Genomic DNA, 13,498 nt, shown 5'->3' on the forward strand with positions numbered 1-13,498 from the left:
AATTATATTGTAACCGAAAATTTGATTATTATAGCTTTTTTGACATAACTTTCTAAAAATAGACATATTACGTCCCTAGCTAGATTGAATACTAATTTCAAGAGAGACATCAAGAGTCGGTCCGATTGTAAGATAAATCACTTTAACCTGATACTGAATTTGATTTACTTTAAAGGTCTTGTTCTCAATGGTTCGAACGAGTAAGTCGCGTTGTTCACTTACAGATGAGATGTTATTCCCAACAACTGCTCCAATTTCATCTTCAATTAAAGCTGTTAGCCTTAATGTTGTAAAACGATCAAGTTTAAGTTGGTCTATGTTAAGCAGTTCTATTTCGACATCTTTAATTCTAAGCAATTGTTCACTTTGTTTACTTAAATCATCCGTATCCTTCTTTAATAATTCATAATCTTGCTCAAGGTTTCTTAATTCTTTTCTAAGTGTTAAATTTTCTTCAATCCAACGTTCAGTATGTTCTCCGTAAATATAAAGAAAAAACAAATAACCAACCATAGTTCCAACGATTATACCAACAAAAAAAGCTTGCCATTTTGGTTTTTTATAATAAGGTGGTATATGCATCATTATAGTTCTCCTTGTGTCACCCAGGAAATAATTAGAATACCTGCTTTGACGCCACCCATAGCTGCGATAATCAACATAATTTGTTTGACTAAATCAATAGTAGAACTTTCAAAGATTCCCCTTTCAAATGTGGAAATCGCATCAAATGTCCCGCCAATAGCTGCAACAATCGCCCATATTCTTAATCGCTGAGCGGATGACATCATTTCTGAAATAGGTGGCTCTCCAGTTATATAGGCGCTAAGGCTGCCAAAGACTGATCCACCAATTAATACACCAAAAGAAATGAAAAAGCATGTAATTAGCGCTGCATAGAAACGTTCTTCCATATTAATCAACCTCTTCAAATGCTTGTCTTTACTTATTAATATGAAAACGAGATTTATTATATGTTGAAACATTTCAAGAATGAAGCAGGTTCGATATAATTGAAGTAGGTCTAATAAAAGAAGGTGACGAACATGTCGTTTGTTCATTTGCAGGTTAAAAGTAGTTACTCTTTTCTGCAAAGTACCATTAATATAAAAGAATATGTGAGATACATAAAATCGTTAGGATTATCTACATGTGCTATAACCGATCATCAGGTTTTACACGGGGCATATGAATTCTACCAAATCTGTAAGCAAGAAGAGGTCAAACCGGTTATTGGTATGTCTGTTGATGTTTATTTAAATCAAGAACAAAGACCACTAACATTTTATTTATATGCTAAAGATTTTAAAGGGTACCAATCGCTTGTAAATTTATCAAACTTAATTCAATTAGAAAAAGAACGGGTGACGCTGAAACATATTTTACAAAGCGAGCAAGTCATTCCAGTGGTTTCCTTTTATGATACGTTTGTTGAAGAATTAATCTATTTAGATGATCAGCATAAATTAAATGAAATCGTAGATACGTTTAATCAATTACAACATTTTTATGTTAAAGTCGATCCTATTACTTCATCTAAAAATTTAGTGACAGAATGGTTCTCTACTCGAAATGATTTGAAGAAACGCCTTGTTCTAATGTGTGATGTAAGGTATTTAAAAGTTTCAGATCGTGTTGGGTTTGAAGCATTATACGCCATGCATCAATCAACAACTGTATCTAATGTTAGACGAGAAGCTAATGTTGGCACACATCTGTTAACGTTAAATGAAATCGTCGAACAATTCGGGCAAGATTGGGAACGAGCTCAAAAACGTAGTGTTGAAGTGGTTGATCAATGCGAGATGACTATGCCAAATAAATGGTTTGATCTTCCGTCATATCAGGAGACGGATGGTTTATCTTCTGATGAATATTTGAGAAAAATCTGTGAGGAACAAGTGAATCGAGTTTATAGGGAAGAAATGCATGATCAGGCTTATAAGAGACTTAATCATGAATTAGAAGTGATTCAATCCATGTCATTTTCGGATTATTTTTTAATCGTTAAAGACATGGTTGATTATGCAAAACGTGAACATATTTTTGTTGGACCAGGGAGAGGGTCTGCAGCAGGCTCCATTGTCGCCTATTTATTAGGCATTATAGAAGTTGATCCATTAAAATATGGATTATTATTCGAAAGGTTTTTAAATCCAGAAAGACAGAATATGCCTGATATTGATATTGATTTTTCTGATTATAGACGAGATGAAGTGATTCGCTATGTTTCTAAAAAGTATGGTGAAGACCGAGTTGCACAAATTATGACGTTTGGTACGTTTCAGGCTCGTTCAACGATACGCGAATTAAGTAAAGTATTTGAAATCGATCGTGATCAAGTTGCTTATTTACTCAAGCAGTTACCTAACCATTCGACGTCCTTGAAAGAGCTGGTTAAGCGTGATTCTTCGTTACAAGAAACCATTAAAAACTCATCTTTATTAAAAGAAATGTTCAAAGCAGCTATATTAGTTGAAGGACTGCCTAGACATTATTCAACTCACGCAGCAGGGATTGTCATTAGTAACGAACCATTAACGAATTATGTGCCAGTTACGTTAGGTCAGGATTTAGTCATGTTAACCCAGTACCCCATGCAACAGTTAGAAGCTGTAGGTTTGTTAAAAATGGATTTGCTTGGACTTCGTAACTTAACCTTATTAGAACGAATGGTTAAACAAGTTGAAGAGAATGAAGGAAAAACGATTAACCTTAAAGGTTTATCGCTGAATGATGAATTAACCTATAATCTTCTTAAAAAAGGAATGACAACAGGTGTCTTTCAGCTTGAGTCTAACGGCATGAAGCAAGCGCTACGTGCTATTAAACCGAATCAACTTGAAGATATTGTAGCTGTTAATGCTCTTTTTAGACCTGGACCGATGCAATTTATCGAAACCTTTGCTAAAAGAAAGCATCAACAAGAGACTGTGTCATATATACATGACGATTTAAAGAATGTATTAAAAGATACTTATGGGGTTCTAGTTTACCAAGAGCAAATTATGCAAGCTGTGCACCAATTTGCTGGCTTTTCTTATGGACAGGCCGATTTATTAAGACGGGCCATTAGTAAGAAAAATCGTGATGCTATTCAAGAAATGAAGGAGAAATTTTTAGAAGGTAGTGCGAGAAACGGTTATGATCGATCCACGGCATTAGAATTATTTGAATGGATTGAGCGTTTTGCTGATTATGGTTTTAATAAAAGTCACGCTGTTGCTTATTCTTTAATTTCTTATCAAACAGCTTATTTTAAAGCTAACTATCCGGCATATTTTTATTCAGAATTAATTTCATCTGTTATGCATGACGATGAGAAAGTTGAAAAGTATGTTAAAGAGGCAAAAACTCAAAGTATCCAGGTTTTACCACCTTCAATTAATGAAAGTTTTGGAAAATTTACAGTCTCAAATAAACATCAGATCCGTTTTGGGTTATTAGCTGTCAAAGGAGTCGGTAAACAGGCTTACGAGGAAATTATTAAGTCCCGTCAAAAAGGCAAATTTAAAGACTTATTTGATTTCTGTAAAAAAGTTGACCTTAAAGTGATGAATCAGACTATTATAGAGAATTTAATTATGGCAGGAGCCTTTGATGAGACGCGAAAACACAGGGCTCAACTATTAGCTGCGGTTATGCCAGCAATCGAACAAGGTGAGTTATTTTCTGATATGGATGAACAACTTAACTGGTCAGATGAATTGTTTGATATGGATATCGAGTATCCTGAAGTTGAACCATTCCCTATTATTGAGCAGTTAAAGCTTGAAAAAGAAGCTCTGGGGTTCGTGATTAGTCCTCATCCGTTATCGTATATTAGGAGAACCTTGCGCAGGTATGGATATCAATCGATTCGTGATGTTTCAGACCTTAAGCTAAAAAGTGTTGTCCAGTTAGTAGGTCACCTTGAGAGAATGAAACAAGTGCGGACTAAACGAGGCGAACAAATGGCATTTTTAACGCTGCAAGATGAATTCTCTGAAATTGATGCTGTACTATTTCCAAAACTGCATCGAGAGGTTCATAGAGAACTCAAAGAAGGGCAATTTGTGAAAGTAAAAGGCCGAAAAGATCAAAGAAACGGTGAAAACCAAATTATTTTAGACGCAATCGAACCTTTTGACATCAACCAAGTTCCTAAGACAAATGCTGCTAAGATTTATATAAAAATTGATTCTGAGGATGAAGTCGGTCAATTAGAACAAATTAAAGCTATTAGTCAGAAATATACAGGAACGACGCCTGTTGTGATTTATTCACCTGCAAGAAAGCGAACCTATCAGTTATCTGAGGGGTATGATTTAGTAGAAAGCCAAGAGCTGTTAAACGAACTTGAAAACATATTCTCTCCAGAAAATGTAAAGGTTAAAAGAACAGAATAATTGCAAGTGTTTTAAGGGTCCGCCAAAATAAAACTTTTGGCGGGCTATGTTTTATCAATTGAAATGCTTTACACAAAATGGTGTTTTGTTATAATGAATTAAGTTAAAGTAGTGGTCAGACCACTTGAATTTAAAGTTCTTGAAAAGGAGAGGTTCTCGTGACGAACTTAAAAGAAGAAGCACTTCATTTGCATAAAGTCAACCAAGGGAAACTAGCGACGCATTCTAAAATCCCAATTCGTAATGAACAGGATTTAAGTTTAGCTTATTCACCAGGGGTTGCGGAGCCTTGTAAAGCTATATATGACAATAAAGATGCCGTATATGATTTTACGATGAAAGGAAATATGGTAGCCGTGGTGACAGATGGATCTGCTGTATTAGGACTGGGTAATATTGGACCTGAAGCGGCATTGCCTGTAATGGAAGGTAAGTCAGCACTTTTCAAAGGGTTTGCTGGTGTTGATTCATTTCCAATTGCCTTAAATACAAATGATGTTGATGAGATAGTCAACACAGTAAAATTGATGGAACCAACGTTTGGTGGCGTCAATTTAGAGGATATTGCTGCTCCTAACTGCTTTATTATTGAGGACCGTCTAAAAAAGGAAACAAATATCCCAATTTTCCACGATGATCAGCATGGTACTGCTATTGTAACGGTAGCAGGATTAATTAATGCTCTAAGGCTAAGTGGTAAATCTTTCTCTGATATAAAAGTTGTAGCTAATGGTGCAGGTGCGGCTGGTATTGCCATTATTAAACTACTGTATAACTTTGGCGTTCGTGACATGATCATGTGCGATTCTAAAGGCGCTATTTTTGATGGACGCCCTTATGGTATGAACCCTGTTAAGGAAGAAGTCGCAAAAATGACGAATAAAGATAAAGTTGAAGGTCCGCTAGAAGAAGTAATTAAAGAAACAGACGTCTTTATTGGTGTCTCAGTTGGCGGTGCGTTAACTAAGGAAATGGTTGAGAGTATGAATGATGATCCTATTATTTTCGCCATGGCCAATCCAGATCCAGAAATTATGCCTGATGATGCTAAAGCTGCAGGTGCTAAAGTAATTGGTACAGGTCGTTCTGACTTTCCGAATCAGGTCAACAATGTGTTAGCTTTTCCTGGAATTTTTAGAGGTGCATTAGATGTACGTGCAACTCGAATTAATGAACGCATGAAGGTTGCAGCAGCAGAAGCAATTGCTAATCTAGTGGGAGATCAATTAACAGAAGACTATGTGATTCCGAATCCATTTGATCCACGCGTTGCACCAGCAGTTGCAAGCGAAGTGGCTAAAGCTGCTATGGAATCAGGTGTAGCTAGAATACAAGTCAATCCAGAAGAAGTTAAAAGACGTACACAAGAACTCACGACCATTGATGAAGATTAGAACCATTTTTTGAGGTGCCCAAATGACTAATACGTCAAAAATCAAGGTTTACCAAGAGGTTTTGGATAAAATTCGCCAATTTATAGAGGCAAATTCTCTCTCTGAAGGTGACAGACTCCCTTCTGAAAGAGAGTTAGCTGAACAATTGAATGCAAGTCGTTCATCGGTAAGGGAAGCACTAAGAGCTATAGAGTTATTAGGGTTAATTGAAACAAAGCACGGGGAAGGAACATTCCTAAAAACATACCGCCCATACCATACTGTTGAATTACTTGCTACATTTGTACTTAGGCAACCGACAACCAAACATGAGTTGCTAGAGGTTCGTCATCTATTAGAAGAACAGTGTTTATCCAAACTTATTTCTAGTGAGCAGCAATCATTTAAGGAACTTATTGATTCGACCAAACAATATAATGGTCAAGATTTACACACATTTGTGTTTAGTGAGCTTTTTGAGTTAGTTGATAATGAATTGTTCTATAAGATTTGGCATTTGATTAATAACTTCTCTCAAACGACCTATAGTAATAAGCTTGACTATGATCGTTATATAAATCTTGTTTTAAGTGTAGAGAGTCAAGATTTATCAAGTGCTTTGCAAGACTTAAATTCAATTTACGAAAAATAACTAATGTTTAAATCTATGAACGATGAATTCCGACAAACTTTTTACTCAAAGTTTTATATAGTTGAAAGAGCTTGTTTCAATAGGGAGGAATCCGTGTGTTAAAAGATATTTTTAATAAAAAGAAAAAGTATGCAACGGTAACGAAACAAGAAGAAAGGGATGATGTCCCTGAAGGCCTTATGGTCAAATGCCCTTCTTGCCGTGAGATTTTTTATAGAAAAGAAATAGAGAAAAATTTAATGGTTTGTCCGAAGTGTGATCATCACCATCAAATTACTTCTCGTGATCGAATTGAGCATTTAATGGGGAATACGTTTGAAGAATGGGATGAAGACATGGTTTCTGAAAACCCATTAGAGTTCCCTGGCTATCTAGAAAAGTTAGATAAGGATCGCGAAAAAACGGGTATTAATGAAGCTGTTGTTACAGGAAAAGGTTATATTAACGGGCTTGAGACGGCTATTGCCGTTATGGATTCACGATTTAGAATGGGTAGTATGGGATCTGTTGTTGGTGAGAAGATTTCTCAAGCCGTTGAACGTGCAAGGGAAGAACAAATTCCTTTTATTATTTTCACAGCTTCTGGTGGAGCTAGAATGCAAGAAGGGGTTTTAAGCTTAATGCAGATGAGCAAAACTTCCGTTGCTTTAGAACGTTTCGCAAGATCTGGTGGACTATTTATTTCATATTTTACTAATCCTACTACAGGCGGTGTATCAGCTAGCTTTGCATCGCTTGGAGACTATAATTTTGCAGAACCAGGTGCATTAATAGGATTTGCTGGTAGACGTATTATTGAACAAACGATTCGTGAAAAGCTTCCTGATGACTTTCAGACTGCAGAATTTTTATTTAAACATGGACAACTCGATCGAGTCATTCATAGACAAGATATGAAACAAGTACTGACAGATGTCCTTGACCTACACCAAGTAGGAGGTGGAGTTCGATGAAGCATGTATTACCATTTGAAAAACCAGTAGTAGAACTCAAAGAAAAAATTGCAGAACTCAAGAAGATTACATCAGATAGTGATATAGATTTCACAGATGAGATTAAGAAATTAGAAGGTCGTCTTGAGAAATTAGAAAAAGAAGTTTACGGAAATATGTCACCATGGGACCGGGTACAAATGGCTCGTCACCCTGAGCGTCCAACAACTTTAGATTATATTGAGCATCTCTTTACTCAATTTTTAGAATTACACGGTGATCGCTATTATGGTGACGATGAAGCAATTGTAGGCGGAATTGCTAATTTCGAAGGCACTCCAGTAACGGTGATCGGTCATCAGAGAGGTAAAGATACGAAAGAAAATATTCGTCGTAACTTTGGCATGCCTCATCCAGAAGGTTATCGTAAGGCACTACGATTAATGTATCAAGCTGAAAAGTTCAACCGTCCTATCATAACGTTTATTGATACGAAGGGTGCGTATCCAGGAAGGGCTGCAGAAGAACGTGGTCAGAGTGAGGCCATTGCCCGTAATTTAAGAGAGATGGCTGGATTAACAGTTCCAATTATCTGTGTAGTAATTGGTGAAGGCGGTAGTGGTGGTGCTTTAGGCATTAGTGTTGGCGACCGTCTTTATATGCTAGAGAATTCTACTTACTCTGTTATTTCTCCTGAAGGTGCAGCGGCACTGCTGTGGAAGGATTCAAACCTAGCACAAAAGGCTGCTGAGAGTATGAGAATTACTTCTTATGATTTAAAAGAATTAGATATTATTGATGAAGTAATTGAGGAAGTACAAGGTGGTGCGCATCGCGATATTCAAAAGCAATCCGAGGCGATTCGTGATATGATCCGCCGAGGATTAGGTGAATTAAATGGATTAACGGACGACCAATTACTTGACCAGAGATGGGAAAAGTATCAAAAAATTGGTGCCGTCTCAACTGCTGTGAGGAGCTGAATTTAATTTCAGCTCTTTTTTTCTCATTTCTATGAGGTGGGACTGCTGTTATCAGCCATTGGAGAACAACTTACACCTATAGAATTAAGACTTACGCTCATAATATACACCCATAGATTGAAGGTTTACACTCCAGAATCGTCACCATAAACCTTATTTTTAAGTTGAATAATGTTTATGAATTATGGTAAATTAAAAACTTCTGATGAATATGGATTCAACAATTGGTCGTTTAAAAATTTCCAAACTTTTGTACTTTTAGATTAGTAGCCGTTTACATGGTATTTGGTTCGGTAATGTACTAAAATATAAACATAATAGAGAGTCGAGGTGTCATAAATGAAACGAATTGGTATTTTAACAAGTGGTGGGGATGCACCAGGCATGAATGCCGCCATTCGTTCAGTCGTTAGAAGTAGCATCTTTCACGAACTTGAGATCTACGGAATTTATTATGGGTATCAAGGTTTAATTGATGGACAAATTAAACCACTACATATAGGTTCTGTCGGTGACATCATCCAGCGAGGTGGAACGATGTTATACTCTTCACGCTCAGAAGAATTTAAGACAGAAAAAGGACGACAAAAAGCCATTGAACAACTGAAAAAACACGGTATTGAAGGGTTAATCGTTATCGGTGGAGATGGCTCTTTTAGAGGTGCACAAAAATTAACAGAGGAAGGTTTTCCTTGTATAGGAATTCCAGGAACGATTGATAATGATATTCCTGGTACAGATCATACAATAGGTTTTGATACGGCGCTTAATACTGTGATTCAAGCAGTTGATAAAATACGAGATACAGCCACTTCACATGAAAGAATTTATGTTATTGAAGTGATGGGAAGAGACGCTGGTGATTTAGCTCTATGGTCAGGAGTTGCCGCTGGTGCTGAAAGTATTTTAATTCCAGAATATCCATATAACTTAGATGAAGTTACGGATAAAATTAAACGTGGTCACGATCGCGGAAAACGTCATAGCATTATTATGGTGGCAGAAGGCGTTGGAAGTGCGAGTGATATTGCTGATCAAATTAAAGATGATCTGCAAGTTGAAACGAGGGTGACGGTGTTAGGTCATACTCAAAGAGGCGGATCTCCTACAGCGTTCGACAGAGTATTAGCTGGTAGACTAGGAGCCTACTCAGTGGATTTATTATTAGAGGGTCAAGCAGGACGTATGGTTGGAGTTCAAAACAATGAGCTTGTTCACCACGATATTATTGACGCTTTAAAGAAAACAAATGAAATTTCAAAAGACTTGTATAAACTATCCAACCAGTTATCGATTTAGAAGTTTTAAGGAGGATCATGATGAAGAACACAAAAATAGTATGTACGATTGGACCTGCTTCAGAGTCAGTTGAAACATTAAAGCAATTAATTGAAGCAGGAATGAATGTTGCAAGATTAAATTTTTCTCACGGTGATCACGAAGAACAAAAGCAGCGTATTGCGAATATTAGACAAGCTGCAGAAGAAATGGGGCAATCGATCGCCATTCTTTTAGACACAAAAGGCCCAGAGATTCGCACTGGCTTGTTTGAGGAAGACGAAGTTGAACTTGAAAAGGGTTCAACAGTCACGCTTACAATGGAAGAGTTTAAAGGTAATAAAGACCGTTTTACCATTAGTTATAAAGGGCTTATTGATGATATTGAAGTAGGAAAAAACATCCTACTTGATGATGGACTTATTGCATTAGAAGTGACGGAAGTTAATAAAAATAAACAAGAAATTGTAACTAAAGTATTAAACACAGGTGTGATTAAAGACCGTAAAGGTGTCAATGTTCCAAATGTTAGAGTAAATTTACCTGGTATTACGGATAAAGATGCCAATGATATTTTATTTGGTATCGAACAGGATGTTGACTTTATTGCCGCCTCCTTTGTTAGAAGACCTTCAGATGTACTCGAAATTAGAGAACTTTTAGAGAAGAATAAGGCAGATCATATTAAAATCATCCCGAAAATTGAAAATCGTGAAGGCGTTGAGAATCTAGACCAGATTATTAACATTAGTGATGGAATTATGGTTGCACGTGGTGATTTAGGAGTAGAAATACCAGCAGAAGAAGTTCCGTTTATTCAGAAGACAATGATTAAGAAATGCAATGTAGCTGGTAAACCAGTTATTACAGCAACTCAAATGCTTGATTCAATGCAGCGAAACCCGCGTCCTACACGTGCTGAGGCAAGTGATGTTGCGAATGCTATTTATGACGGAACGGATGCCATTATGTTAAGCGGGGAAACGGCCGCAGGTGATTATCCAGTTGATGCGGTTAAAACGATGTATAACATCGCTGTTTATACCGAGAAAACATTGAATAACAAGGCTTTTTCAGGTGAACAAACTCTTGCTACTGACTTCAATATTACAGATGCCATTAGTCACTCAGCTGCAAGTTTAGCGGAAGATTTATCAGTTAAAGCAATTATTACACCTACTGAGAGTGGTAATACAGCTCGTATGGTATCTAAATATCGACCTAAGGCGCCGATTATAGCAGTGACGTCTCATGCTTATGTTAGTCGTCAGCTCAGTCTAGTATGGGGTGTACATGCCGTTCAAGGTCATCGTGTTGAATCAACAGATGAAATGTTAGCACACGCTATTGACAAAGGGCTTGAGACCAACTTATTTCATCACGGAGACCGCGTCGTGATTACCGCAGGAGTTCCTGTCGGAGAGAGTGGAACAACTAATTTAATTAAAGTGCACATTGTTGGTAATGTTGTCGCTAAAGGACAAGGGATTGGCCAAAAAGGTGCGATTGGCAGAGCTTTTGTTACCAATGACCTGAAGAGTATGGAAAAAGACTTTAATGAAGGCGATATTTTAGTTACATCAGCGACAGATCGTGACATGATGCCAATTATAGAAAAAGCATCGGGTATTATTACAGAAGAAGGCGGTCTTACAAGTCATGCTGCAGTCGTTGCACTGAATGTAGGTATTCCGGTAGTCGTTGGTGTCGATCAAGCTTTAAACAAAATTCAACATGGTGAAGAAATTACGATAGATCCTTCAAATGGAAATGTATATCAAGGTCGCACAACTGTGATTTAAAAAAGGGGAAATTAGGATGTTTCGTATCTTATTCTTTTTAATTATTGTTATATCAGCTGTTGAGATTGCATTGTTCGTCTGGTTAGGGAACGTATTTAATGTTTGGTTTGTTTTATTTGGTATTATCTTAACAGGATTAGCAGGTGCTTATTTAGCTAAATATCAAGGCACTGATACATTAAACCGTGCTAGGTTTGAGCTTTCACATGGCAGAGCTCCTACTGATGAAATTTTAGATGGAATTGCTATATTAGTTGGTGCTGTACTGTTATTTACTCCGGGGTTTGTAACAGATACAATAGGATTTCTATTATTAATCCCGCAAACTAGAAAACCAGCTAAGATCTATATTAGAAAGATTGTCTCTGAGATGTTTCGTAAAGGTTCCATAAAAGTGTTTAGAAATTATTAACCATCAAACAGATAATTTTTTAGCGATGTAAATGCTCCAGCCTGTGATAAGGCTTTAATGCTTACGGCAACCATTGGACCAATTAGAATACCGAAGAAACCAAACAGTTTCATAAATACAAATAAAATCATAATTAAAAATAATGGGTGGATACCTATTGATGAACCAATTAATTTAGGTTCAATAATATTACGGATAAGAATTAGAAGTATAAATAAAATGCTAAGCTGGACTGTTAAAGTATAATGATTAGTAAAAAACAAATATAAAATCCACGGTGTAAACAGAGCACTTATGCCTATAAAAGGTATGAGATCAAGAAAAATAGCAACTGATGCAATTGCTAGTGCATGTTTAACATCAAATATTAATAATCCAAAATAAACAATAACTCCTGTGATGAACACAATGATGAGCTGAGCTAGGGCATATTTTTTAATCAAAGATACGAAACTTTCCTTAATGGTATGAATATAATTTGTCATTTTACCCGGGAGTTTTTCATTCAGTTCAGTGAGCCATTTAGGGCCATCTGAGCTGATAAAAAATGTCCCGATTAAAATGAATAACACAAAATAGCTGCCTTTTAATAGGTTCGTTAGAGTATTGATTGTATTTTGAAAGAAACTGACTAAAACATGTTGACTGTAGTCTTTGACACTATTAACCATATCGTTCATTAACTCTTTAAGCAGCGCTTGAGATTGTGGTTGTATAGAGTTCATAAACGAAGACATTAGATCATATGAACGATCTATGATTCTTTCGCTCCACAATTGAATGGCTTTAAACGTTTCCTCAATGCTGTGAGGCATAATTTGAGTAAGATACTGAAATAAATGGACTAGCTCAATCAAACTAAAAGTTATAATCGTGATAAAACTAAACAATATAAGTACGAGTACGCTTAAAACAGCTAATTTTCGGTGAAGGTTAAGCTTGTCCTGTAAGAGTTGTACGATCGGGTTAATCATTACAGCAATGATTAAACTTAATGCAAAAGGAAATAAATGATGAAATACCATATAGATAATTAAACCAATTATACATAACCATATCATTAATTTTATGAAATTCAGGTAATTAATTGTCATCATACTATTCCTTTCGCTTGTCCATCTAGAAAGAAGGGTTAAGGATGCTAACATCTTCTAATTTGTTTTTATTAATTTTGCTACTACTTGGCTTTATTGCTAAAAACCAAGCTATTTTAATTGCGGTCTATATCTTATTTGGAATTAAGCTTTTTAATTTGGATGATAAGCTATTTCCTTTTCTTGAATCTAAAGGATTATTTCTTGGTGTCGTTGTGATTACCGTTGCTGTATTAGTTCCAATTGCAACAGGTGAGATCGGTTTTCAAGAGCTTGTCCAAAGTGTTAAGTCTTATTACGCTTGGATTGCGCTTTTAGCTGGTATGTTTGTTGCTTACATTGCAAAAGATGGGCTCCACTTATTAGCAAATGATCCACATTTAACAGCGGCATTAGTAATCGGGACAATACTAGCTGTTGTGTTTTTCCAAGGTGTCGCGGTTGGACCATTAATCGGTGCCGGTATTGCATACTTAGTGATGCAAACTGTAGATTCGATTATCAAGATATTCTCTTAAGTTTAATGGAATATTTACAAGGGAATATATTTAATAGCTATGCAGACATTAAAGATATTATTATTT

General features: G+C 36.3%; 12 protein-coding genes. 9 read left to right on the forward strand and 3 right to left on the reverse strand.

Annotation, left to right across the window (positions count from 1 at the left end):
• Positions 1-75 precede the first annotated feature (75 nt).
• Both ytrI and ACFSW4_RS13405 read right to left on the reverse strand, forming a co-directional pair.
• Positions 76-585: a sporulation membrane protein YtrI gene (gene ytrI / locus ACFSW4_RS13400; RefSeq protein ID WP_054754318.1), complete on the reverse strand. Its 510-nt coding sequence runs from the start codon at positions 583-585 to the stop codon at positions 76-78.
• Entirely contained in the window at positions 585-914 is a 330-nt protein-coding gene (locus ACFSW4_RS13405; RefSeq protein WP_054754315.1) for a YtrH family sporulation protein, read from the reverse strand. Before ACFSW4_RS13405 ends, ytrI begins: the two co-directional genes overlap by 1 nt.
• Positions 915-1,046: 132 nt before the next feature.
• Between ACFSW4_RS13405 and dnaE the strand changes: the two genes are divergently transcribed.
• The 8 genes from dnaE (at position 1,047) to ACFSW4_RS13445 (ending at position 11,820) form a co-directional block, all read left to right on the forward strand.
• The gene (gene dnaE / locus ACFSW4_RS13410) at positions 1,047-4,388 is read left to right on the forward strand and encodes a DNA polymerase III subunit alpha (RefSeq protein ID WP_377329894.1); all 3,342 of its coding nucleotides are present in this window, start codon (positions 1,047-1,049) and stop codon (positions 4,386-4,388) included.
• A gap of 158 nt (positions 4,389-4,546) precedes the next feature.
• Positions 4,547-5,782: an NAD(P)-dependent malic enzyme gene (locus tag ACFSW4_RS13415; protein WP_377329896.1), complete on the forward strand. Its 1,236-nt coding sequence runs from the start codon at positions 4,547-4,549 to the stop codon at positions 5,780-5,782.
• A gap of 22 nt (positions 5,783-5,804) precedes the next feature.
• Positions 5,805-6,413: a FadR/GntR family transcriptional regulator gene (locus ACFSW4_RS13420; protein WP_054754307.1), complete on the forward strand. Its 609-nt coding sequence runs from the start codon at positions 5,805-5,807 to the stop codon at positions 6,411-6,413.
• Between the two features lie 95 nt (positions 6,414-6,508).
• The gene (accD, locus tag ACFSW4_RS13425) at positions 6,509-7,366 is read left to right on the forward strand and encodes an acetyl-CoA carboxylase, carboxyltransferase subunit beta (protein ID WP_054754305.1); all 858 of its coding nucleotides are present in this window, start codon (positions 6,509-6,511) and stop codon (positions 7,364-7,366) included.
• Positions 7,363-8,328 carry an acetyl-CoA carboxylase carboxyl transferase subunit alpha gene (accA, locus tag ACFSW4_RS13430; RefSeq protein WP_377329899.1) on the forward strand — a complete coding sequence of 322 codons (966 nt, stop codon included), beginning with the start codon at positions 7,363-7,365 and terminating at the stop codon, positions 8,326-8,328. Before accD ends, accA begins: the two co-directional genes overlap by 4 nt.
• Positions 8,329-8,667: 339 nt before the next feature.
• Positions 8,668-9,627 (forward strand): 6-phosphofructokinase, encoded by a 960-nt coding sequence (gene pfkA / locus ACFSW4_RS13435; protein ID WP_377329901.1) that lies wholly within the window; start codon positions 8,668-8,670, stop codon positions 9,625-9,627.
• A gap of 20 nt (positions 9,628-9,647) precedes the next feature.
• Positions 9,648-11,408: a pyruvate kinase gene (gene pyk, locus ACFSW4_RS13440; RefSeq protein WP_377329903.1), complete on the forward strand. Its 1,761-nt coding sequence runs from the start codon at positions 9,648-9,650 to the stop codon at positions 11,406-11,408.
• 16 nt (positions 11,409-11,424) lie between these two features.
• Positions 11,425-11,820 carry an FxsA family protein gene (locus ACFSW4_RS13445; protein WP_054754302.1) on the forward strand — a complete coding sequence of 132 codons (396 nt, stop codon included), beginning with the start codon at positions 11,425-11,427 and terminating at the stop codon, positions 11,818-11,820.
• Here ACFSW4_RS13445 and ytvI read toward each other — a convergent pair.
• Positions 11,817-12,914, reverse strand: coding sequence for a sporulation integral membrane protein YtvI (gene ytvI, locus ACFSW4_RS13450; protein WP_377329906.1), 1,098 nt, complete (start codon positions 12,912-12,914; stop codon positions 11,817-11,819). The two genes, ACFSW4_RS13445 and ytvI, sit on opposite strands and share 4 nt — an antisense overlap.
• Before the next feature lie 44 nt (positions 12,915-12,958).
• On the opposite strand from ytvI, the gene ACFSW4_RS13455 reads away from it, so the two are divergent.
• Positions 12,959-13,432, forward strand: coding sequence for a DUF441 domain-containing protein (locus ACFSW4_RS13455; RefSeq protein ID WP_054754295.1), 474 nt, complete (start codon positions 12,959-12,961; stop codon positions 13,430-13,432).
• The last annotated feature ends 66 nt before the right edge of the window (positions 13,433-13,498 follow it).

The sequence above is a fragment of the Piscibacillus salipiscarius genome (assembly GCF_042685285.1).
In the GTDB taxonomy this organism is placed as follows: domain Bacteria; phylum Bacillota; class Bacilli; order Bacillales; family Alkalibacillaceae; genus Piscibacillus; species Piscibacillus salipiscarius.